The organism is Bacillus sp. A01H, from assembly GCF_045277205.1.
Taxonomy (GTDB): domain Bacteria; phylum Bacillota; class Bacilli; order Bacillales; family Bacillaceae_G; genus Bacillus_A; species Bacillus_A paranthracis.
On record NZ_CP117702.1, the window covers coordinates 3,373,885 to 3,394,556 of the forward strand.

Genomic DNA, 20,672 nt, shown 5'->3' on the forward strand with positions numbered 1-20,672 from the left:
AAGAAGAGCCTCTCGCTAGAGGCTCTTTCTCTTTCATGCTCCGTTTCCTTCTATTAAATCATTCGCCATTTTCCTAAACTCTTGATTAAATGTATCATTCATACCATTTTGAACGTTAGAGAACAATATGACGAATGTTTTTTTATCCCAGTTAAAATTATTAAAAGTATTCCAGCCTGCTAATACCCCGTGGTTATGATAATAATCTGGATACGTATAGAAACTAAATCCATATTTTCTTGCAGGTGATGCAGTAAACATATCTAATACACTTTGTTTAGATAACAGCTTTCCATCCATTATTGCCTCATCTAATCTTTTCATATCTTCAACAGTTGTATACATTTCACCACACCCATACAACCAGTTCATTTTTAAGCGGGGGGCAGCTATTAATTCATTATCTTTTCTCGTATAACCTTCTGCTAAAAAAATATCTTCTGGGAGAGTCGCCCCCATTCCAGATTCATACATGCCAGCAGAAGTAAAAATATTTTCTTTCACGTATTCAGCGAGCGGTTTATTCGTAATTTTTTCTACAATATATGCAAGCACCATATAATTATAGTCTGTATATTTCCAGCCTGTCCCTGCAGGAAATTGCAATTTTTGCGCTCCAATCCACGTTACTAACTTTAAACGTGACCCTGCATCCACCCTACCTTGTCCTTGATCTGGCAAGCCAGATGTGTGTGTTAATAGATTTCGTAACGTAATGTTTTTATCTGCTGGAAACGATGGGATATACTTATTTACATTGTCTTCAATATTTAATTTCCCTTTTTCTTTTAGCTGCATAATAGATATTGCAACGACCGTTTTCGTAATAGAACCAATACGATATTTCGTTCTTGGCGTTGTTACTACTTTATCTTTCACATTCGCATATCCATAACCTTTTCGTAAAATCACATGATCTTTACTAGCTACAAGAACGCTCCCATTAAATCCTTTATCTTTTAAATATTGATCTAGTTTTCCAGCTACAGCTTCATAGCGTTTTTTCTCAGTTGCATCAACTTCTTGCATATCGTCCTTTTGCTTACTATTTAAATTAGAAAATGCCTTTATATCATATTTCTTACCTTTATTTGCATGTATTAGTGCAACGACACTCCCACAAAAAATAGCAAAAACAAAGAAAACGATTAACCATTTCTTTAGCATAATAGGAACCCTCTTTTATATAGTTTCACTTAACGCGCATCCATTCTATTCTATATCTATTAATTTTTAAATTTTTTATAATACTACCTATTATTCACCTAAATGAACTAGATTCCTTTTTCTCATATTCAGTTTTCGGCTACTCTCTATTGTATTTCTTTCTCGCAAAATTTCCACCATACAATCGGATGCACCCTACTATAATTTCAACATCTTATGTAACATTTGTTACACAAGATAAGAAACGGAGTTGTTAAGATGAAAAACACAGATAGAAACAATCGTTTAGATGATATGACGTTTCATTATCCTACAATGGAATATAGTTATAATTTAATATTAAGTAAAATAGATTACAACTTTAAAAGGAAATGATACTAAAAATTTTCAAACAAAATAAATCATGTAAATAACGATAAAGAAAAACAAATCATTATAGCTAAAATTACAGGCAATGAACTTCATTGAAAATGAATCTCATTTATACTTTGATTATACAACAAATAAAAAAAGAAATGTCGCTCACTCGGCATTTCTTTATATTTTCTTCATAAAAAATTTACATTGCTAACTTTCTTTTATTTTCTTGTTTTTTCTATATAAACTGACTGCCGAGATACTTAACAATACTACTATACATAACCACGCATACGCATACCCTTTCTCATCCACAATATAACCAAATAAAACAGGTGCAACAATAATAGCAATTTGATTTAATGTAAGTGCTACACTCACTGTTATTCCTACAGATTCTTCACTTGCCAATTCAGCAACTTCGGCTATAAAAAGACTAAACCATCCAATTGAAAAGAATCCTAACAATGCACTTACACTATACAAGACTCCACTCATTATTGTATGTATATTCATTACTAACAATAAAATCAAGCCGATAGAAGCGCAGACAGCTATAAATAAAGGTATACGCCGATTCCCCTTATACAACACATCACTAATAGCTGCTAATGCAATACGACCAATCATTCCAGAAAAGAACATAACTGAAAATACTGTTCCGGCTACAATAGATGTAATCGATTGTTCCCCTGCTAAAAATTTCATGAAGTGTCCAACTAACACCATTTGTAATGAAATCATGCAAATACCCGTTATATAAATTGGATACAACTCTTTTTTGCATATCACTACTTTTAGCTCCATCCAAAAGGAAATGTTATTATGTCCTTTCCTCGCTTCCTCCTGAACATATGGCTCTTTGTAAAACATAAAAAATAATAGCCCTCCAATTATACAAATGCATGCGATACTATTGATCGCGTAAGTCATATTATATTGTACTGTAAGAAACGGGATTAACACTCCCGCTAACGCGCCACCAATCGGTATACCCGCTTGCCTTATTCCCATCGCTAATCCGCGATTTTCTTTTCGGAACCATTTTAAAATCACTTTACTTCCTCCTGGCTGGGAAACACTATAAAACATTCCTATTAATAAAAGTACAAATAATAACCCATTAAATCCATTTACTATATTAGTCAGTAAAAGCGAACTCCCTAGCAAAAATGAACTGATAGAAATTAATATTTTTTCATTATATTGATCAAGTAGCCGACCGACAAAAAGCATACAAAATAACGGTCCAACATTTACAACACTTACTAATAATCCACTCTCCGTATTCGTAAGTGCATATTCTTCTTTCCAAAATAAAGCGAAAACCCCGACACCATACGTTATAAGTGTCGCTGTTGTTTGAGCAATCGTCGCAACAATTAACATAACCCATTTATAAGTACTATTCACCCTTTCTTCAATCAACATAATAATCCCTCCCCCTTCCATTGTATGAAAGTTCTGATATCATATAAAATAAAGATTCATCATATAATCCATCAAAAAAATTGATACCTTTTCGGAGGGATGATACGTGGACATAAAAGATTTAACTGTATTTTACGAAGTCGCGAAGGAAAATAATATTTCTCACGCAGCGAAAAATTTGAACTATGTGCAATCAGGCGTAACGATGCGTATGAAACAACTAGAAAATGAATTAGGTGTTCCTTTATTTTACAGAAACGGAAAAGGTGTAACTTTAACTTCTAACGGTGAGATTTTATTAACGTACGCCAAACAAATTATCCACTTAATGGATCAATCTATAAAAGCGGTTCAAAGTAATGGAACTGATCCTAAAGGTACTTTAAAAATTGGGTGTACAGAATCTACAACTGCGGTAAGGCTTCCCTCTATATTAACGGCCTACTATGAGAGGTACCCAGAAGTCGAATTGATTTTGGAAACAAATACGACTGAACAACTAATTAAGCTTGTATTAGAGCGAAAACTAGACGGAGCGTTTATAGCTGGCTCTACTCAGCATAATAAACTCCATACAACTGTATTTCATGAAGAAGAATTGGTTCTCATTAGTAAAAAACCTTTATCCTCTCTTACAGACATAGAAGATATGAATTTACTCGCTTTTAGTCACGGGTGCTATTATAGAAGTTTATTAGAAGACTGGCTTCAAGAAGAAGACATCTCGCCTAAACGAGTATTAGAATTCGGAACAATCGAAGCGATACTTGCATGTGTAAAATCAAATATAGGCGTAGCGATTATGATGAAATCAATTTTAAAGGGACATGAACATGACGTATCATTCAACCCTTTACCAAATAGCTTCAAAAAGGTTCCTACTACTTTCATTACTAGAAAAGACATATTTCGCTCAGCTGCATTACAAAAATTTATGGAGATGACTCACAATGCATGAAAAGAAAATACGTGGGATGAAACGAAAAACAAACACTATGATTAAACGCATTGAGGAACATACAAAAATATTCCCTTCTACTTTCTATAACGATGAATATTGGTATATGCCTTTACCAGTTTCTCAAGCTTTTATCGAGTCTCATAAAACACCTAGAAAAGTAAAACGATTATGTATACAAACCTTCATAGATCGAGTGAATCATTTAATAAAAATAAAACCGAATGATACACATACATATCGAGTTGTTACTATAATTTCTATAGAAAATTTATGGAGATCGCAAATTATCGTATTTAAAAACGATGACTACTTTCAAAATTTTTTCAATAGAAATAGTGAATTTCAAAATTGGGTCCCTCTTTCAAATGAAATTAATTTTTGGGAAACATGGGGGATTTCAATTCGCCCTACTGCCCAACTGTTTCACTTTCAAGAAGTCATTTATGATGAAGATACAATCGATAAAAAAGAGATTTGGTTTATTGGAGAGTTATCTTAAAAGGGGTACTTTCAAATGAAAAGCTTCCCTTTTTCCACTTATTAAAATTGCTATATGATGAATTTGTCATTTTATTATATAGGAGGTTTTCAAATGGTAATACCTAAATATCCTGATGTCCCTACTCTTACGAAAAAACAAATCGATCAAATTACAGAAATCACTTTTCTAAAAGAAATAACACCACAAAAATGTGATGCAATATTCGTTTTCGGCGGTTCACACCCTGGCAATTGGCAAGCTCCTCTAGAAGCTTATCGACAAGGTTTAGGAAATAAAATTATCGTTACAGGTGGTACTAGTTTACATGGCATGAAACATCCGAGCTGGAATTACGGGGATTTGTCAGATGCAGAAGTAATTGTAAATAAATTACTTGAACATGGCGTACCAAAAGATGCTATCCTATTCGAGAAAAACTCCCTCCATTCTATCGCTAATGTAATGGAAGCGAAAAAGATTTTTGATTTTACAAAGATTAATCAGCTACTATTTGTTTGCAAAAGTTTAGGCGCTGGTCGGCAATATCGAGTATTAAAAAAACATTTACCTAAAACTATTACGTGTATCCCATATACATTTGATACAAGTTTCGATGGTGAGTTTATCATTAATAGATATAATTGGATGGAAAATGAAAAAAGTCGCTCTATGATTTTTGGAGAATACTTGAGAAATATTTGCTACGGTAGAAAGGGCGGCATTGAGCCACCTGAAAATGAGGTTGAAGGTTTAGAAGAATATGTATCCTATTACTATAATCTAGCATAATAAAAAAAGGTATACCAAAATGTCGGTATACCTTTTCTCCTAGTTATTTTTCTTTTAACACACTATGTAATCGATCAGGATAATTTGTAAACATTCCTGTAGCACCCCATTTTATTAACAATCTCATATCTGGTTTCTCATTAATTGTATAAGGATGAATTAGCAGTCCATTATTTCTAGCTATTTTCATATATGACTCATCAATAATTAATTCTCCGTTATCATTACGTAAGTTTGGTCCAATACCAACTGCATACTTTTTAATTTCTTGAAAATCTTCATTCGTTACACGTTTCGGTTCATGTGTAATAGCAGACCATTCAACAATCTCATTGTTTTCATTTGGATAATACCAAAGCAGTTGAACTAACGGAATATTTTCATTCATACTATGAATCTTTGTTAAACTATCTTTACTAAATGATTGAATCATCACACGGCTAGAAGACATGTTTTGACCTATTAAATTATATTTTTCTAATAAAGCTAATAATTTCTCTTCCATTCCTGGATACACATCTGGTGATTTTGTTTCAATGTAATACTTCATGCTTCTTCCGTACTTTTGGAAAATTTCTTCAAGAGTCGGAACTTTTTGACCAACGTACTCTTGCTTAGCCTTTTCTGGATACGCTTTATTGAACCACGATCCTGCATCTAAACTCTTTATTTCACTTAATGTTTTATCTCGTACTTCACCTGTACCATTTGTCGTGCGATCAACTGCCGTATCATGCATTGCAATCAACTGGCCGTCCTTAGTTAATTGAATATCTAACTCCAAATAATCCGCTTTCATTTTTTTCACTAAATCATAAGAAGCAAAAGTATGCTCAGGTGCATGTCCACTTGCTCCGCGATGTGCAATATTTAAAAACTTATTCTTATTCCACTCATGCTTTCCTTCTGCTTTCGCATGAACAGCTCCCCCAGCAAAGATACTTCCCGTCATAAAGAAGATAACTAAAACGCTAATAATTTTTCTCATCCTTCTAACCCTTCCTACGTTACAAATTTCAACAAGTTAATGAGATTTACACGAAATAGAAGATATACTTTCATCATTTTTATAAGTTTATATTAAAATTCCAATCTTACAAATATAATTCCCCTATGTTATTACTATACTATTTATTTTCCATATCCCCCCTATTCACATGTAACTTCCTATTGATTACATTTCATCAATAAAAAAAGCCATAAATTATTTAGAGGACACTTCTGTATCCTTAAATAAATTTATGGCTTATCTCAAATATCTCCGGCCTCGATTAACTTGTCGAAATTAATCATACCAAACCTATTAATATTTGTGAATATTATTTTTTCAGTACGGTAAAGCTTTAATCAGTATAAGTTATATATCTATCTTATACTAATTAGTATTTGAACACATCGAATTTTTCCGAACAGCCCGATTCCTATCTAACTTCTTTAATTTCAATTCATACAAGATAAAATTCTATTGTCATTTGACATGATATTTACGTAAATCTAGGCTTTACTTAATTACAAATTCTTAATTTCGTATATCCTTTCTTGCAAGTTTAGGTTTCTTTTGAGAATGTGGTATATTTACATGTCCCAAAGCAGCCACGGATTGTCTCCTTTCCTTCCTTGACAGTTTAGGCTTCTTTTGAAAATATAATTCTTTTAAATGTCGCGAAGTAATACCTTGTTTTTTGAAATCAAAGTAAAAATACAAATGTGTACTTAGCGCTAGGAAAACAACTGAAATAAATGAAAAAATAACGATTAGCACAATCGCCATAGCTTTTTGGCTCAAAATTCCAATACTAACTTGACCAATCATATAACCTAAACCCGAAAAATATACAATTTTAGAGATTTTCACATCTTGATCAGTGATCCCCCTTAAGCGAGCTGTAAAATATTTAATCCAGAATAATTCAGATTTATAAACAATTAAACTATATGCAATAAGCGATAGAATAAAAAATAAAGGAGATTCTATTTCTACGAATTCGTAAGCTAACTTTTGCACAGCTATAAAACTACAAAATGAAATACTTAACGCAACAAATCCAGAATATAATAAATGTTGCAATTGAGGCTGCCGAGGCTTATGAATAGAAACCCAAATTCCCCATAGATTACATATCACATAAAATGGTAAAGCTACGTAAGAGTATATATTGTACGGTGGAAATATGAATAAAATGATGAGTAGCATAAAATTCATGATAACCCACACAAAGGCCCCTACAATATTTCTTATATCAAATGGTATTAATATCCGCATACAATCATCTATGCTGTTGCCATTATATTTGTCCATTATACACCCCATAAAAATTTAAAAATTTTATCTAATACATTTCCAATTCCTGATTTAACTCTATCTTTTACCGAATCCTGTTTGCCATCATGATTCCAATCACCTTTGTTAAATTTGATTCCATCTGTTAACCAACTTATCCCGATAAAAACACCAAAGCCAATTCCGGCCCCAACTACAGTTCCAATTGGTCCCCCAATTACTGTACCTATTGCAGCACCAGTTAATGCACTAGTAGCAGCAGTAGAACCAACCCCAATTGCTGCATCACCAATAATATCACCAGCTAGCTTAGTTTTTGACGCTTTATTTTCAATATTTTCCTTTGTATCATTAATTACATCCCATCCTACAGCTGCATAACCTAAAGCATTTGTTTTTAATTTCAATGAACCTTTAAAAAATTCTTTTGGTGATAAAACATGTCTTTTTACATCATTTATTTGCTTTACTTCGGCTAAAGGTAATGTAGTCTGTAACCTCTAGGAAATATAATACAATAAAAAAATGATTCAATCTAGTAATTGCCAACACTTATAACTAAAAACTAAAAAAATTCTAACAACAAAAAATAAAGGGAATTAATTTACATATATTTTTATAATAGTAATGTCTCTTCACTACACAATCTTTATTTTGTAAGCTAAAAAAATAGAAGTATCGTCCTATATAAGACAATACTTCCGTAGTTACTTAAAAATCACATAATAAATTACCCATTACCTCTTCCAGCATTACATCTGGATTTACCACTGCTTTTGCCAAACGCCATCCTATAAAGCCATCTGGTCTAATTAATACAGCTCCTCCATTCTCTATCCTATATAATTCACGAAAAACATTTTCTTGAGCAATAAAGTCTCCACTTCCACCTACTCGATACAGTTTAATATTTATTCCTAATTTAGATGAAACATCAAATACAGCTTCAGCCCAAGAGCTATTGTCTACTCCAGTAAGTAATACAAAATTGTTACCAAATAAGTCTAATATAGAAGCTTCTTTCCCTTTATACATCCCCCAAAAGTGTGGCGCTCGCGTTCCAGGTCTCCCGTTCAACTCTACGCTATCCATTCTATGTGGAATGACTGATTCATCTATTATTGCATCTGAACTATAATGATACCCAACAGTCACAGCTAAACCGTCCATATTATTCAGACTGCCTTCCTCTCTATTCGCAGCACGAAACAGTAAACTACTCGCATAATCTGTCGTTAATTTTGCAACAGGATATCTCTCTTCATGATATGTTTCTAACAATTTTGGTTTTGCCTTTCCTTTTATAACAGCCGCTAATTTCCAGGCTAGATTGTGTGCGTCTTGTATTCCTGTATTGGAACCAAACCCTCCTGTTGGCGGCATAATATGTGCAGAATCACCAACTAAAAAAATGCGATTATCTTGAAATTTTGTAGCAGTACTTTCAGTCGCTTCCCACGGTAAAACACTTACTATTTCTGACTCAACATTTGTACTTCCTATTGCGGTTTGAATAATTTGTTTACAACGTTCTATAGTGAAATCTTCTGGTTGCTCTCCTTTTAATGGATCGTAGGATACATGGTAAATCCATCTTCTTTCGTTATCAACTGGAATAAGCGCACCAAGAACTTCAGGATGAAGTACCATAGTAAAACCAAATGCATCTCCTTGTATAAATTCACTTAAATCCGCTTCAAAATAAATATTCATATAATAACCACCAATTGTTCCACGGCCCTCGGTACTAATCCCTAGCTGCTCACGTATTTTACTTTTCGCTCCATCCGCTGCAATTACGTAGTCACAATGAACAACGCTCTCTTTTTCCGTTTCACGATTTCGAATCGTTGCGATTACTCCTTGCTCATTTTGTTCATAAGAAACCAATTCATGATAAAAAGATAATTCTCCGCCTAATGTTCTCGCTTCTTGTAACATCATCTCTTCTAAAGTAATTTGATAACAAGCAGTTTGTTTTGATGGACTAATCTCTTTTACTTTTCGAAGTAATTTTTCATCGTTTCCATACTGAGTCACCCTCAATTGTGCGAATTCTTCCTGATTCGCCTCAGCTATTGTATGAACAGCTATTCTTCCTCGGCAATTTTCTAATGTTTTACCCGCTGATCTAATTCTTTGTTCTAAACCTAATTCTCGAAATAACTCCATCGTACGAAAAGTGATTCCACCTGCTTTCGGATGAATGGCAGTAGACGGATGCCTTTCAATAAGCAAGTATTCAATATTATGTTTTGCAAGGAATAACGCAGACGCTAATCCTGATAATCCCCCTCCAACAATTAAAACTGGTACATCATTCGATTCCATATACTTATCCTCCACATCATTGTTCTGAGCTCAGTGACATAAATATAATCAAAAAAACAACAAAGATATAGACTTATATTTCATTTTAAATTATCATATAGATAGATTACGCCCCAAATTACTTTTACTTTTTCATACATCTATAATCTGCTTGAATTATGCATGTATGAAAGAGTAAAACGAAACAACTCACTTCAAAATAATAAAAACATGATAAGCGGTCGTAACCCAATAAATTATATAGAGTTACGACCGCTTAATTTTTTGTGCAATGACTTAACCATCCTCATCTGTAAACAACGTATTATTAAGCCTTTTCTATCTCCTACCATTTTCAACTCATAAAATTTCATTCGTCTCGATTTTCTTTCCCAATATTGCAGCTCATACAACAATCATGTAGCATTACCGTATCGAAGTAATGGTCCATCATCTTAAACCTTTCGACTCATTAGCAGGAGGTAAAGTAATTGAAATGAATAAACAAGAACAATTAAATGTTATAAAAAAAGATTTTATTGATTCTCAAAAAGTATTATTAGCAATTGGCGATGAAACACGTCAAGCTATTTTGTTAGTTCTCATGGAAACGGAATGTCAAACAGGATTACGTGTAGGTGAAATTACGAAACAAACACACCTTTCTCGACCAGCGGTATCACATCACCTTAGAATTTTACGAGAAGCCGGTATTATTTTAATGCGAAAAGAAGGTACAAAAAACTTTTATTATATTGATATACGTACAAAATTAAGTTTATTAAAAAATCTTGTATTAGATATCGAAAAGCTATTGCACAACTTTTATCCCACTTTAACGGGCAGTAAGACCCCCACCTCAGAATTCAGCGAAAGCAAAGAATTTAGATAGGGGATCAACTGCCCATAAAAGTCCGATTGGTTCAACTAATAATCAGTGGGGGATGAAGACCCCCCCACTGATTAAAGTTTCACTTTATTGAAATTTGGAGGTATAAGAAATGAAAGCGATGATAATTGATAAGTACGGAAAAGTCCCAATGCGTATGGCCGAGGTACCTATTCCTGAAATAAATGAGCATGAAGTGCTCGCAGAAATTCATGCAGCTAGTATTAACCCAATTGATTTTAAAATACGCGATGGAAAAGTAAAGGTGTTACTTAAATATGAAATGCCCCTAATCCTTGGGAATGACTTTGCTGGTGTCATCATAAAGGTTGGATCAAAAGTAACTCGTTTTAAAGTCGGCGATGAAATATATGCACGTCCAAGAAAAAATAAGATTGGTACTTTTGCGGAGTATATAGCCATTCATGAAGATGACATAGCTTTAAAACCGAAAAATTTAAGTTTTGAAGAAGCTGCTTCAATTCCACTTGTTGGCTTAACATCCTATCAAGCATTACATGACATTATGCAATTACAAAAAGATCAAAAGATTTTAATTCACGCTGGATCTGGTGGTGTTGGTACTTTCGCAATTCAGTTAGCAAAAATAATGGGCGCTACCGTTACAACAACTGCTAGTGAAGCTGGTTCCGATTTAGTAAAGTCTCTTGGAGCAGATCAAATTATTAATTACAAAACAGAAAAATTTGAAGAAATACTAAAAGATTATGATGCAGTATTTGATACCATTGGTGGTACAACACTTGAAAAATCATTCAATATTATAAAAAGCGGCGGCAACATTGTTTCCGTTTCAGGAATGCCAAACGCTCGTTTCGGTAAAGAATTTGGTTCTGGATTTTTTAAAACATTCTTATTTTCATTAGCAAGTAAAAAACTTACTGCACTTGAAAAAAAGCATAATGCTCAATATTCATTTTTATTTATGAAGCCAAGCGGAGATCAATTACGTACTATCGCAAACTATATTGAAGCCGGAAAAATCAAACCTGTAATCGATCGAGTTTTCCCTTTTGAAGATGCGCAAAAAGCAATGGAATATTCAGAGGCTGGAAGAGCAAAGGGGAAAATAATTGTAAAAATGAAATAATAATAAAAACTCCATTTTCTTCAAATGGAGTTTTTATATTTACTGTTAAATAGACATAGTGCAGTGAAGTCCTTACAATAGATTGCAAGGGGAAATATCATATTATACTTTTAGCTAATTTTACAAAGAATACATACGTACAAATACATAATAAAAAAATAAACAAGGAGGAGATAAAATGACTAAAAATAATGAAGCTGGTTGGAATTTAGACCATAGTTATACGACTTTACCACAATCATTTTATACAGAAATCCCCCCTACTCCCGTAAGTTCACCGGAGTTAGTTAAGCTAAACCATTCACTTGCGATATCTCTTGGCTTTAATCCTGAAGAATTGAAGAAGGAAGCCGAAATCGCTATTTTCGCTGGTAATGCACTCCCAGAAGGAGCTCGTCCATTAGCTCAAGCATATGCCGGTCATCAATTCGGACATTTTAATATGTTAGGCGACGGTCGTGCTCTTTTAATTGGTGAACAAATGACTCCTTCAGGTAAACGTTTTGACATTCAACTGAAAGGTTCTGGTCCTACTCCGTATTCACGCCGCGGTGATGGTCGTGCTGCACTCGGTCCAATGCTACGTGAATATATTATTAGCGAAGCAATGTATGCACTTGATATTCCAACTACCCGCAGTTTAGCAGTTGTCACAACAGGCGAACCAACATATCGTGAAACAAAGTTACCTGGAGCTATTTTAACTAGAGTAGCAAGCAGCCATATACGCGTCGGCACATTTCAATATGCTGCAGCTCGCGGTTCTATCGAGGATCTTCAATCACTAGCTGACTATACAATAAAAAGGCATTATCCAGAAATTGAAGATCATGAAAACCGATATACTGCATTGCTACAAGAGGTCATTAAAAGACAAGCAAGTCTTATCGCAAAATGGCAACTTGTTGGATTTATTCACGGCGTAATGAACACTGACAATATAACGATTAGTGGTGAAACGATTGATTACGGCCCTTGTGCATTTATGGACAATTACGACCAAGGAACTGTATTTAGCTCCATTGATACACAAGGTCGCTACGCATATGGAAATCAACCATATATGGCCGCATGGGATCTCGCACGACTAGCTGAATCCTTAATACCAATCCTACACGAAGATGAAGAAGAAGCATTAAAGATTGCTCAAGACGAAATTTCAAAATTTAGCGTACAGTATGAAAACCATTGGTTCCTTGGAATGAAAAAGAAATTAGGACTATTTAGCAACGAAGAACAAGATCAATCACTTATTGAGCAACTTTTAAAAATGATGGAGAAATTTAAAGCGGATTACACAAATACATTCCGTTCATTAACTCTTAATACGTTAGAAAATACCCCTCTATTCGATAGCCCTGAATTTAAAGAATGGTACAAACTGTGGCAATCTCGATTAGAAAAACAAGATGAATCGAAAGAAAATGCCTACGAAATGATGAAAAATAATAACCCATCAATCATCCCAAGAAACCATCGCGTAGAAGAAGCACTAGAAGCCGCTGTCACAAATGGCGACTATAGCGTAATGGAAAAACTTCTTGAAGCTCTAGCAAATCCTTATGCATATTCTACAGATCAAGAAGAATACTGCCTTCCACCTGCGCCTACGAATCGCCCTTATCGTACTTTTTGTGGGACTTGATTGTTTAATCTGTAAAAAGGTGTGTTCATACAAATTGTGTGAACGCACCCTTTTTTATATTTTCACCTCTCAACTAGAAATTTAAAATGCCCCCTCCCCCGACACCTTTTCTTTACTCCAAAACAAATTAATACTATTCCAATCGGCTTACTGAAAAGTTTGTTAAACAAATATTGAGAAATAAAAATCGTATTTCTAAATATTGTTATTTTTGATACTATATTTTATAAGAATATTCAAAAAGCGAGGGGATTTCATGAACGTTCAACTACAAGGTAATGAACAAATTACAAAATTATTTAATGATTGGTATTTAGCTATGCTAAAACAAGATGTGTCCCAGGCAACAAACTTAAAGCATGAAATTGAGGAAAAAGAACTAAACTTTGAAGAAGATGAAAACTTAGCATTATACTATTCTCTACTAGATTTTCGTTTCAAAGTTTTAACTGATGGTTTAAGCATCACAAAAGACAGTTTCAATAAAATAGATTCTTACGCGATTTCACCTAATCACCAACTTTCTTACTACTATCATTTATTTAAAGCGATTCATGCTACTTTAACAACAAATTATAATTTAGCAAGTGAACATTATGAAAATGCTGAAAAGCTATTAGTTAATGTTTCAGATAAACTAGAGGAAGCTGAATATAATTACCGATTCGCTATCTTTAATCAACATTTTTATAAACCGATTGATGCAATTCAGCAAGCAACAAAAGCCAGAAATATTTTCATGACTGAAAATGGATTTGAGATAAAGTTAGCACTTTGCGACAATATAATAGGTTCCTCATGTGTATTTCTAAAACAATATGAACAAGCAGAGGAAAAATTCAATTCTGCTCTTTCAATTTTACAAAAACTAAACGAAAAGGATTTAGTATTAAGCGTTCGCAATAATCTAGGTTGGCTCTATGCAAGTCAAAACCTGTCTTCTCTAGCGATTCGACATTTATCAGAGGTAACAACAAAAGTGCCTACACACTTTAAAGCACTCTTTTTACAAGCCAGAGAGCATTATAAACTTGGTGAAATAAACATTGCTGAAGAATTTATAAAAAAAGGATTGGGAGTTTGTACAGAACTAAACAATATTGAATATATACTTCATTTTAAAATTTTAAATTCCCTTAACAATAATGAGACAACTGAAGATCTAGAAAAGATTATTCTTGAAGGAATTACGTATTTCGACAAAGAATCTTTATATAACTACACTCAAGAATATTCAGAGAAATTAGCAACTAAATTTTATGATGAAAATAATCATGTGAAAGCGAGTGAGTATTTTCATAAAGCGTTACAAGCAAAAGAAAAAACGTTTGAGAAAGGAGCTCTAAAATGATTAAAAAAATTAGTTCTGTCGTTCTAGGACTGTCTGTTATTGGTATTATTTCTATTGGGATAAATAGTGCTTTTACATATCAAGCAAGTCACGCCGATCTCCCTGCACCACAAAGGCCTGACCTTGTTCAATCCGTTGACGTAGGTAAAGACTATAACTCAACAACAGCTGAAAAAACACTTTAAAAAACGAAAGACCTTCATTTAAGAGGGTCTTTTTTAAATGCGCTTATTTAGAGTTAATGTAATCAAATGTTTCTTCATATAGAGGTTTCCATATGCATCCGACGGGATTCGAACCCGCACTCCTTTCGTTAGCATAGGCTAAGGGGAACACGCTTCCCTACGGAATTTCACCGACAGGAATTCCACCTGTCTCAGCTTATTTTCTTTTCGGTGCTTCTGAAACCTTCGCCTTGCGACCCGGTGCGACATGTTTTCCGGCGCTCTTCCCTTCTAGAGCTACGGAGGCATTTTTCTTGCAAGTAAAATATATTTCTACAAAATTAGTAAATCACCTTTATTTTACCAAACTCATTTTGTTTCTTTCATCAATTCCGCAATCCCCTTACTCCCCTCACTACCAACTTTCTCAAGTTCCTCCACAACTAATTTCCGTCTCTCTACAGAATGATTTTGACTTAACTTCGCTTTTCCTTCTATTTTATTTATCTTTACTTTGAACCCAACTATCCCCTTACTTAATCCTCCCATATAATTCGGGTCTACATCATTAAGTGAGTAGGTGCTCTCCGGATCTTCATACTTATGTACTAACTCTTGAAGAGAGTCTATTAATTCCTGTTCATCTTCAACAATTTCTAATTCACCATATACATGCACTGCAACGTAATTCCATGTTGGTACTGCATTGTTTGTTTCATACCATGACGGAGAGATGTAACTATGTGGTCCTTGAAATATAGCTAGTACTTGCTGAGTCCCAATATCTTTCCACTGTTCATTCGGCCGTGCGAAGTGACCATGTAAAATAAGGGTCTCCCTATTTAATAACAACGGTAAATGCGTCGCATATGGTTCCCCATTATGTTGAGAAAATAACGTTGCAAAGCTATTTTGTTCCATTATTTCGTACTTCATTTCTTCATCTTGTATTGCGAAATATTTTGGTATATACATAAACTCCCTCTTTTCCGGTCTTTTATTTCTCATTATATTTAAGTCTTGTGGCATTCAACAGGGCCAGTTTGTATTTGTTTTATAATGGCAGCGTTCTATTTCAAAAGAATAGGCAGCATGTATTCCATGCCGCCTTAGTTTATCTTTTCTAATATATTTGTAATAAATGCTGTCTTACCTTCACTATAGCTCGTTCTACTTTTTGCCTCTCTTGCTAACTCTTCCTTTAAATGTCCATATTCAACAGCAACACCTTCATGTTCACGAAGATAATCCCGAAACGCTATATGTCTTCTTAGCTCTTCACTTTCTTTATCACACACATACAAATGATGTTCCATCCAATCTGTACTTTCTCCGTCCCACGGAACGAAAGCGTCCTTTCTGCCAAACGCCTCTCTCCCTTTGTAGCTCCATTCTGCCTGATGATAGTATCCTATCGCTTCAAGCTTTGTTACTACTTTAGGAAAAAACCCATAATCTTCTATTACGATATCAATATCTAATATTGGTTTTGCTGCAAGTCCTTTAATAGATGTACTCCCAACATGTTCAATGGATAAAATACTGTCTTCCATTACATCGTTAATGAGAGTTTGTAATTTATTAAATTCACTTTCCCATTTGATGTTATACTCTTCGATAGTAATTCTCTGTTTCAAAGTATCCCTCTCCTCAAAAGCAACTATAACCTCTGAATATGAGTATCCTTAAAATCCGTCTCATATTTCAATCCATATCCAAACATTCGATCCATTCCAATATGTGCTGTCCATATTAGGCCTATCATAATAACTATATCTATCTTAAAATAAGCACCTATGATAACAATTAATATCGATATGATATATGTGTGAAATAAATTATAAATGTTAGCCCCAACATGATTATTTATACCATACGCTAACATTGATAAATCCGGAGCTAAGAGGAACAGAAAAAATATTATCCAACTAAATTCATATAATGAATACGCATAAATCGCAGCTATGAAAACAACTAGCCCTTCAAAATGTACAATACGTTTTTGCATTCTTTATCATTCCTATTTTTCTATATTTACCGATAAAGTTTCATCACTGAAAGTATCCTTTGCATTTTTTGACCAGATGGTTGCTAAAATCGGTCCTGCAATGTTATGCCATACTGCTGCTAACACACTTGGGAGGGCGGCAGCTGGTCCAAAATGTGCTGTTGCTAGCGCAACACCTAAACCTGAATTTTGCATTCCTACTTCTATTGAAATAGCTCTTCTTGTCCCTTCGTCTAGTCTAAGTATGAATGCTGTTATATATCCGAGTAAAAAACCGAAAGCATTATGGAGCATAACGGCAATAAAGATAAGAAGGCCTGAAGAAGTAATACTACTTACATTCGCTGAAACAACTGCAGAAACAATAATGATAATTGCTACAACCGATATGAAAGGGATAACGGTCATTCCTTTCGTAACAGTTTTAGGGAATAACTTCTTCACTACTAATCCTAAAATAATAGGTATGATAATAACTTGTACGATAGAAAGAAACATAGACATAGGATTAACCGGCATCCATTGTCCTGCAAGTAATAATAAAATAAGAGGTGTAGCAATTGGTGCTAGTAACGTTGATAATGATGTCATTGCAATAGACAACGCTAAGTTTCCTTTTGCTAAATAAACCATAACATTTGATGCGGTGCCACCCGGTACTGAACCGAGTAATACTAATCCAGCTGCTAATTCTGCTGGCAGATTCATAACGTAGGCTAGTACGTATGCGACAAGTGGCATAATAATAAACTGAGCACATACACCGATAATAACTGGCAATGGTTTTGTAGCAATAATTTTAAAATCAACAGCCTTTAATGTTAACCCCATCCCAAACATAACAACCCCGAGTAAAATCGTTATGTAACTATTTAACCCGAGAAATGGAGCGGGAATAAAATACGCAATAGTTGCAATACAAATAACCCAAAACGCAAAATACTTTCCAGCTATATTACTTATCGCTTCTAGTACTTTCACCCCATCATCCCCTATCCTTTAACTGAAAAACTTTATTCGGATTCAAAATATTTTGCGGATCAAGAGCTCTCTTTATTTTTTCCATTACGAATAATGCCGCCCCATGTTCTTCTTCCTGATACTTCCGTTTTCCAATACCAACGCCATGTTCCCCTGTACATGTTCCTCCTCGTTTAAGAGCATATAGAACGATACTTTCATTTATTTCATCTGCTTTTTCCACTTCTTCTTTATCGTTTGGATCAACCATTAAGAGCACGTGGAAATTCCCGTCTCCTACATGACCAAGAATACCACCAACAAGCCCAACCTTATCTAATGTATCTTTCGCATGTTGAACTGCCCCAGCCAATTCTGAAATTGGTACACATACGTCTGTACTCATAAGCTTTTTACCAGGATAGCTATGAACGTAAGCATATGCTAGGTTATGCCGTGCATCCCATAATTTATTTCTCGCTGCAGTTTCCGTTTCAAAAGCAACTTCTTTACATTTATGATCAAAAACAATTTCCTTCGTAAATTCAACATCTTGCTTTAACCCTGCTTCATTACCGTGAAACTCTAAAAACAATGTAGGTTCTTCTCTGTAACTTGTTTCACTATAATGATTGACTTGTTTCATAGATAGTTCATCAACGAGTTCAATTCTCGCAATCGGAATACCCGCTTGCAATATGTTAATAACAGCTTCTACTGCATCATTTATAGTTGGAAACGATGCTCTCGCGGCCATAACATGCTCCGGTATGCCGTATACTTTTAATGTTAACTCTGTAAAGCATCCAAGCGTACCTTCTGATCCTACGAAAACACCATTTAAATGGTAACCTGATGACGACTTCGCAGCTAAATTCCCAGTATGTATTACTTCCCCATCAGCAAGAACGACTTCTAAATCACGAACTTGATCACGCATTACTCCATACTTAACCGCTGTCGTTCCGCTTGCATTTGTAGCAACCATTCCCCCTAACGTTGCATCTGCTCCTGGATCCACACTAAAAAACAATCCGTATTTCTTCAATTCTTTATTGAGCTGAGAACGAGTCACTCCTGGCTGGACTTTCACCAGAAAATCTTTCTCTCTTATTTCAAGAATTTTGTTCATTAATGAAAAATCAACCGTAATTCCTTTTTCATAAGGAATTACATGTCCTTCTAAACTAGAACCTACCCCAAACGGAACGACGGGTGTCCCGTGCTCACTCGCTATTTTCATTATCGTGCTAACCTCTTCGGTCGTTTTCGGAAAAACTACTACATCAGGTAAACTACTAGCATGATAAGATTCATCTTTACTATGTAACTCTCTTACTGTTGTATTAATTACTACTCGATCTTCGGGAAGTACACCCTTTAATTCATTTACTAAACGCTCTACCGTTATTTCCATCTTACACTCTCCTACTTTCTATAAATTTGAATTACAAAATATGTTAACTATTTTATACATAATAATCCGAAAAATTAAATAATTCAAGTTTTACATATACGAAATTCATTTCTTACTTTCGAATAAAAAAAGAACTTGCAACAATTACTGCAAGTTCTTTTCTATAAAACTATATTTTAAATGACTTCTTTATTAACAACATAAACCAAATTAAAGTAAATGCCATCAGCGAATGAGAAAACCCAACAATATAAGTTAACCCTTTAAAGTCCGCTCCATTTAACTGAAGAAGCCCTCTTGCTGCCAATGAACCTAACATTAATATTAATGCGATATTATGTACAACAAACCACTTATTAAAACTTTTCGCTTCATGAAACGCGAATACTTTTGCTAATCCTAAAGCAATTAAAAAGAAGAAAAAGCCGAGTACAAGTGTATGTGTATGTAAAAGGTTTAACAAAGTAGATCCTACAATCCCTTTATACTTTCCATACTCCCTAGCGAAAATCCCTGATAATAAACCGATAATCAAATACGTAAACGATGCATTATATAATTTCTTCATTATATACCTCCTTGAGTAGAATGTGTAGTGTGTCATATTTAGTAATAATGATAGTTATATAGTAAAAACTCCTAGTCACCTAGGAGTCATTGTATAAGCATCTCACTCTTTACAATCAATTCTAATTATAAAATATCCCTTTATGCAAAACAAACGAACTTTATGTGAACAATCCGGGATCTTGTAAAATATGTTGCGATTTTGTATTACACAATCCATACTAATGATTATAAATGTTAAAGGTGGTGCAGTAGATTGTGATAGTTCTTGAAACGGAACGACTCGTTCTTCGCTGGTTTCATCTAAAAGATGCTCCATTTATTCTCGAGTTAGTAAACGATCCTGCATGGATTCAGTATATCGGTGATAAAAGGATTAAAAACTTAGAAGATGCAAAAAAATACATCTTAAACGGCCCCGTTGATATGTATAATAAAATGGGCTTCGGCCTTTACTTAGTAGAACGAAAAGAAGATCTCACTCCGCTCGGTATGTGTGGCCTTATTAAAAGAGATTCATTAGAAGATGTTGATATCGGCTTTGCCTTTTTAGAGAAATTCCGTTCGAAAGGATATGGCTACGAGTCAGCTTCTGCTGTAATCGAATACGGAGTACAAAAACTAGGTCTGAAACGAATTGTAGCCATTACTACTACTGATAACATCCAGTCAGGAAAGCTTTTAGAAAAAGTAGGATTGAAGTTCGAAGAGATCATTTCGAACTCAGGGGAAGATTTAAAATTATTCGGCTATAACGCGTAAAAAGATTTTGAAAGAAAAACC

General features: G+C 34.3%; 20 protein-coding genes and 2 pseudogenes. 10 read left to right on the top strand and 12 right to left on the bottom strand.

Annotated features, from left to right (window positions below; genetic code table 11):
• Nucleotides 1–33 precede the first annotated feature (33 nt).
• Nucleotides 34–1,167, bottom strand: a complete 1,134-nt coding sequence (locus tag PSR14_RS17815; RefSeq protein ID WP_000915219.1) for a serine hydrolase — start codon at nucleotides 1,165–1,167, stop codon at nucleotides 34–36.
• Nucleotides 1,168–1,425: 258 nt separating this feature from the next.
• On the opposite strand from PSR14_RS17815, the pseudogene PSR14_RS17820 reads away from it, so the two are divergent.
• Nucleotides 1,426–1,635: pseudogene (locus tag PSR14_RS17820) on the top strand (hypothetical protein).
• A 99-nt stretch (nucleotides 1,636–1,734) separates the two neighbouring features.
• On the opposite strand, the gene PSR14_RS17825 reads toward PSR14_RS17820, so the two are convergent.
• Nucleotides 1,735–2,955 (bottom strand): MFS transporter, encoded by a 1,221-nt coding sequence (locus PSR14_RS17825; RefSeq protein WP_142328656.1) that lies wholly within the window; start codon nucleotides 2,953–2,955, stop codon nucleotides 1,735–1,737.
• A gap of 106 nt (nucleotides 2,956–3,061) precedes the next feature.
• Here PSR14_RS17825 and PSR14_RS17830 point away from each other — a divergent pair, with 106 nt between their 5' ends.
• The 3 genes from PSR14_RS17830 (at nucleotide 3,062) to PSR14_RS17840 (ending at nucleotide 5,186) form a co-directional block, all read left to right on the top strand.
• Nucleotides 3,062–3,913, top strand: coding sequence for a LysR family transcriptional regulator (locus PSR14_RS17830; protein WP_000351704.1), 852 nt, complete (start codon nucleotides 3,062–3,064; stop codon nucleotides 3,911–3,913).
• Nucleotides 3,906–4,415 (top strand): DUF3916 domain-containing protein, encoded by a 510-nt coding sequence (locus PSR14_RS17835; RefSeq protein WP_098487408.1) that lies wholly within the window; start codon nucleotides 3,906–3,908, stop codon nucleotides 4,413–4,415. Before PSR14_RS17830 ends, PSR14_RS17835 begins: the two co-directional genes overlap by 8 nt.
• A 93-nt stretch (nucleotides 4,416–4,508) precedes the next feature.
• Nucleotides 4,509–5,186 carry a YdcF family protein gene (locus PSR14_RS17840; protein ID WP_000236536.1) on the top strand — a complete coding sequence of 226 codons (678 nt, stop codon included), beginning with the start codon at nucleotides 4,509–4,511 and terminating at the stop codon, nucleotides 5,184–5,186.
• Nucleotides 5,187–5,229: 43 nt separating this feature from the next.
• On the opposite strand, the gene PSR14_RS17845 is transcribed toward PSR14_RS17840, so the two are convergent.
• The 4 genes and pseudogenes from PSR14_RS17845 to PSR14_RS17860 form a co-directional block, all read right to left on the bottom strand.
• A complete protein-coding gene (locus tag PSR14_RS17845) occupies nucleotides 5,230–6,174 on the bottom strand; it encodes a glycerophosphodiester phosphodiesterase (RefSeq protein WP_001226327.1) in 945 nt (314 codons plus the stop codon).
• A gap of 531 nt (nucleotides 6,175–6,705) precedes the next feature.
• Nucleotides 6,706–7,497 (bottom strand): hypothetical protein, encoded by a 792-nt coding sequence (locus PSR14_RS17850; RefSeq protein ID WP_050541425.1) that lies wholly within the window; start codon nucleotides 7,495–7,497, stop codon nucleotides 6,706–6,708.
• Nucleotides 7,485–7,961: pseudogene (locus PSR14_RS17855) on the bottom strand (type VII secretion protein); the annotation flags it as partial. The gene PSR14_RS17850 and the pseudogene PSR14_RS17855, both read right to left, overlap by 13 nt.
• Before the next feature lie 217 nt (nucleotides 7,962–8,178).
• On the bottom strand, nucleotides 8,179–9,798 hold the full coding sequence (locus PSR14_RS17860; protein WP_142328657.1) for an FAD-dependent monooxygenase: 1,620 nt from the start codon (nucleotides 9,796–9,798) through the stop codon (nucleotides 8,179–8,181).
• 475 nt (nucleotides 9,799–10,273) lie between these two features.
• Here PSR14_RS17860 and PSR14_RS17865 point away from each other — a divergent pair, with 475 nt between their 5' ends.
• The 5 genes from PSR14_RS17865 to PSR14_RS17885 all read left to right on the top strand — a co-directional run bounded on the left by PSR14_RS17865 (nucleotide 10,274) and on the right by PSR14_RS17885 (nucleotide 14,958).
• Nucleotides 10,274–10,669: a helix-turn-helix transcriptional regulator gene (locus PSR14_RS17865; RefSeq protein ID WP_001041183.1), complete on the top strand. Its 396-nt coding sequence runs from the start codon at nucleotides 10,274–10,276 to the stop codon at nucleotides 10,667–10,669.
• Nucleotides 10,670–10,778: 109 nt separating this feature from the next.
• Entirely contained in the window at nucleotides 10,779–11,777 is a 999-nt protein-coding gene (locus PSR14_RS17870; RefSeq protein ID WP_000646405.1) for an NADP-dependent oxidoreductase, read from the top strand.
• 178 nt (nucleotides 11,778–11,955) lie between these two features.
• Nucleotides 11,956–13,422, top strand: coding sequence for a YdiU family protein (locus PSR14_RS17875; protein ID WP_048557153.1), 1,467 nt, complete (start codon nucleotides 11,956–11,958; stop codon nucleotides 13,420–13,422).
• A 256-nt stretch (nucleotides 13,423–13,678) separates the two neighbouring features.
• A complete protein-coding gene (locus PSR14_RS17880; protein ID WP_001102715.1) occupies nucleotides 13,679–14,773 on the top strand; it encodes a Rap family tetratricopeptide repeat protein in 1,095 nt (364 codons plus the stop codon).
• Nucleotides 14,770–14,958, top strand: a complete 189-nt coding sequence (locus tag PSR14_RS17885; protein ID WP_000592020.1) for a Phr family secreted Rap phosphatase inhibitor — start codon at nucleotides 14,770–14,772, stop codon at nucleotides 14,956–14,958. Before PSR14_RS17880 ends, PSR14_RS17885 begins: the two co-directional genes overlap by 4 nt.
• Nucleotides 14,959–15,306: 348 nt before the next feature.
• Here PSR14_RS17885 and PSR14_RS17890 read toward each other — a convergent pair whose 3' ends face one another.
• The 6 genes from PSR14_RS17890 to PSR14_RS17915 all read right to left on the bottom strand — a co-directional run bounded on the left by PSR14_RS17890 (nucleotide 15,307) and on the right by PSR14_RS17915 (nucleotide 19,890).
• A complete protein-coding gene (locus PSR14_RS17890) occupies nucleotides 15,307–15,912 on the bottom strand; it encodes an FMN-binding negative transcriptional regulator (RefSeq protein ID WP_074532821.1) in 606 nt (201 codons plus the stop codon).
• A 134-nt stretch (nucleotides 15,913–16,046) separates the two neighbouring features.
• Complete coding sequence (locus PSR14_RS17895) at nucleotides 16,047–16,574, bottom strand: GrpB family protein (RefSeq protein WP_074540696.1); 528 nt, start codon at nucleotides 16,572–16,574, stop codon at nucleotides 16,047–16,049.
• Between the two features lie 23 nt (nucleotides 16,575–16,597).
• Nucleotides 16,598–16,945, bottom strand: a complete 348-nt coding sequence (locus PSR14_RS17900; protein ID WP_001172036.1) for a DUF4260 domain-containing protein — start codon at nucleotides 16,943–16,945, stop codon at nucleotides 16,598–16,600.
• 12 nt (nucleotides 16,946–16,957) lie between these two features.
• A complete protein-coding gene (locus PSR14_RS17905) occupies nucleotides 16,958–17,926 on the bottom strand; it encodes a bile acid:sodium symporter family protein (RefSeq protein ID WP_061535937.1) in 969 nt (322 codons plus the stop codon).
• Nucleotides 17,927–17,930: 4 nt separating this feature from the next.
• Complete coding sequence (locus PSR14_RS17910) at nucleotides 17,931–19,322, bottom strand: FAD-binding oxidoreductase (RefSeq protein ID WP_061535936.1); 1,392 nt, start codon at nucleotides 19,320–19,322, stop codon at nucleotides 17,931–17,933.
• A 169-nt stretch (nucleotides 19,323–19,491) separates the two neighbouring features.
• Complete coding sequence (locus PSR14_RS17915; protein ID WP_000737903.1) at nucleotides 19,492–19,890, bottom strand: DUF2871 family protein; 399 nt, start codon at nucleotides 19,888–19,890, stop codon at nucleotides 19,492–19,494.
• A 257-nt stretch (nucleotides 19,891–20,147) separates the two neighbouring features.
• Between PSR14_RS17915 and PSR14_RS17920 the strand changes: the two genes are divergently transcribed.
• Nucleotides 20,148–20,651, top strand: coding sequence for a GNAT family N-acetyltransferase (locus PSR14_RS17920; protein ID WP_000636234.1), 504 nt, complete (start codon nucleotides 20,148–20,150; stop codon nucleotides 20,649–20,651).
• Nucleotides 20,652–20,672 lie beyond the last annotated feature (21 nt).

Coding starts and splice junctions, on each gene's coding strand:
- PSR14_RS17815 (WP_000915219.1), bottom strand. CDS start 1,167: ATGCTAAAGAAATGGTTAATCGTTTTCTTTGTTTTTGCTATTTTTTGT.
- PSR14_RS17825 (WP_142328656.1), bottom strand. CDS start 2,955: ATGTTGATTGAAGAAAGGGTGAATAGTACTTATAAATGGGTTATGTTA.
- PSR14_RS17835 (WP_098487408.1), top strand. CDS start 3,906: ATGCATGAAAAGAAAATACGTGGGATGAAACGAAAAACAAACACTATG.
- PSR14_RS17840 (WP_000236536.1), top strand. CDS start 4,509: ATGGTAATACCTAAATATCCTGATGTCCCTACTCTTACGAAAAAACAA.
- PSR14_RS17845 (WP_001226327.1), bottom strand. CDS start 6,174: ATGAGAAAAATTATTAGCGTTTTAGTTATCTTCTTTATGACGGGAAGT.
- PSR14_RS17850 (WP_050541425.1), bottom strand. CDS start 7,497: ATGGGGTGTATAATGGACAAATATAATGGCAACAGCATAGATGATTGT.
- PSR14_RS17860 (WP_142328657.1), bottom strand. CDS start 9,798: ATGGAATCGAATGATGTACCAGTTTTAATTGTTGGAGGGGGATTATCA.
- PSR14_RS17865 (WP_001041183.1), top strand. CDS start 10,274: ATGAATAAACAAGAACAATTAAATGTTATAAAAAAAGATTTTATTGAT.
- PSR14_RS17870 (WP_000646405.1), top strand. CDS start 10,779: ATGAAAGCGATGATAATTGATAAGTACGGAAAAGTCCCAATGCGTATG.
- PSR14_RS17875 (WP_048557153.1), top strand. CDS start 11,956: ATGACTAAAAATAATGAAGCTGGTTGGAATTTAGACCATAGTTATACG.
- PSR14_RS17880 (WP_001102715.1), top strand. CDS start 13,679: ATGAACGTTCAACTACAAGGTAATGAACAAATTACAAAATTATTTAAT.
- PSR14_RS17885 (WP_000592020.1), top strand. CDS start 14,770: ATGATTAAAAAAATTAGTTCTGTCGTTCTAGGACTGTCTGTTATTGGT.
- PSR14_RS17890 (WP_074532821.1), bottom strand. CDS start 15,912: ATGTATATACCAAAATATTTCGCAATACAAGATGAAGAAATGAAGTAC.
- PSR14_RS17900 (WP_001172036.1), bottom strand. CDS start 16,945: ATGCAAAAACGTATTGTACATTTTGAAGGGCTAGTTGTTTTCATAGCT.
- PSR14_RS17910 (WP_061535936.1), bottom strand. CDS start 19,322: ATGGAAATAACGGTAGAGCGTTTAGTAAATGAATTAAAGGGTGTACTT.
- PSR14_RS17915 (WP_000737903.1), bottom strand. CDS start 19,890: ATGAAGAAATTATATAATGCATCGTTTACGTATTTGATTATCGGTTTA.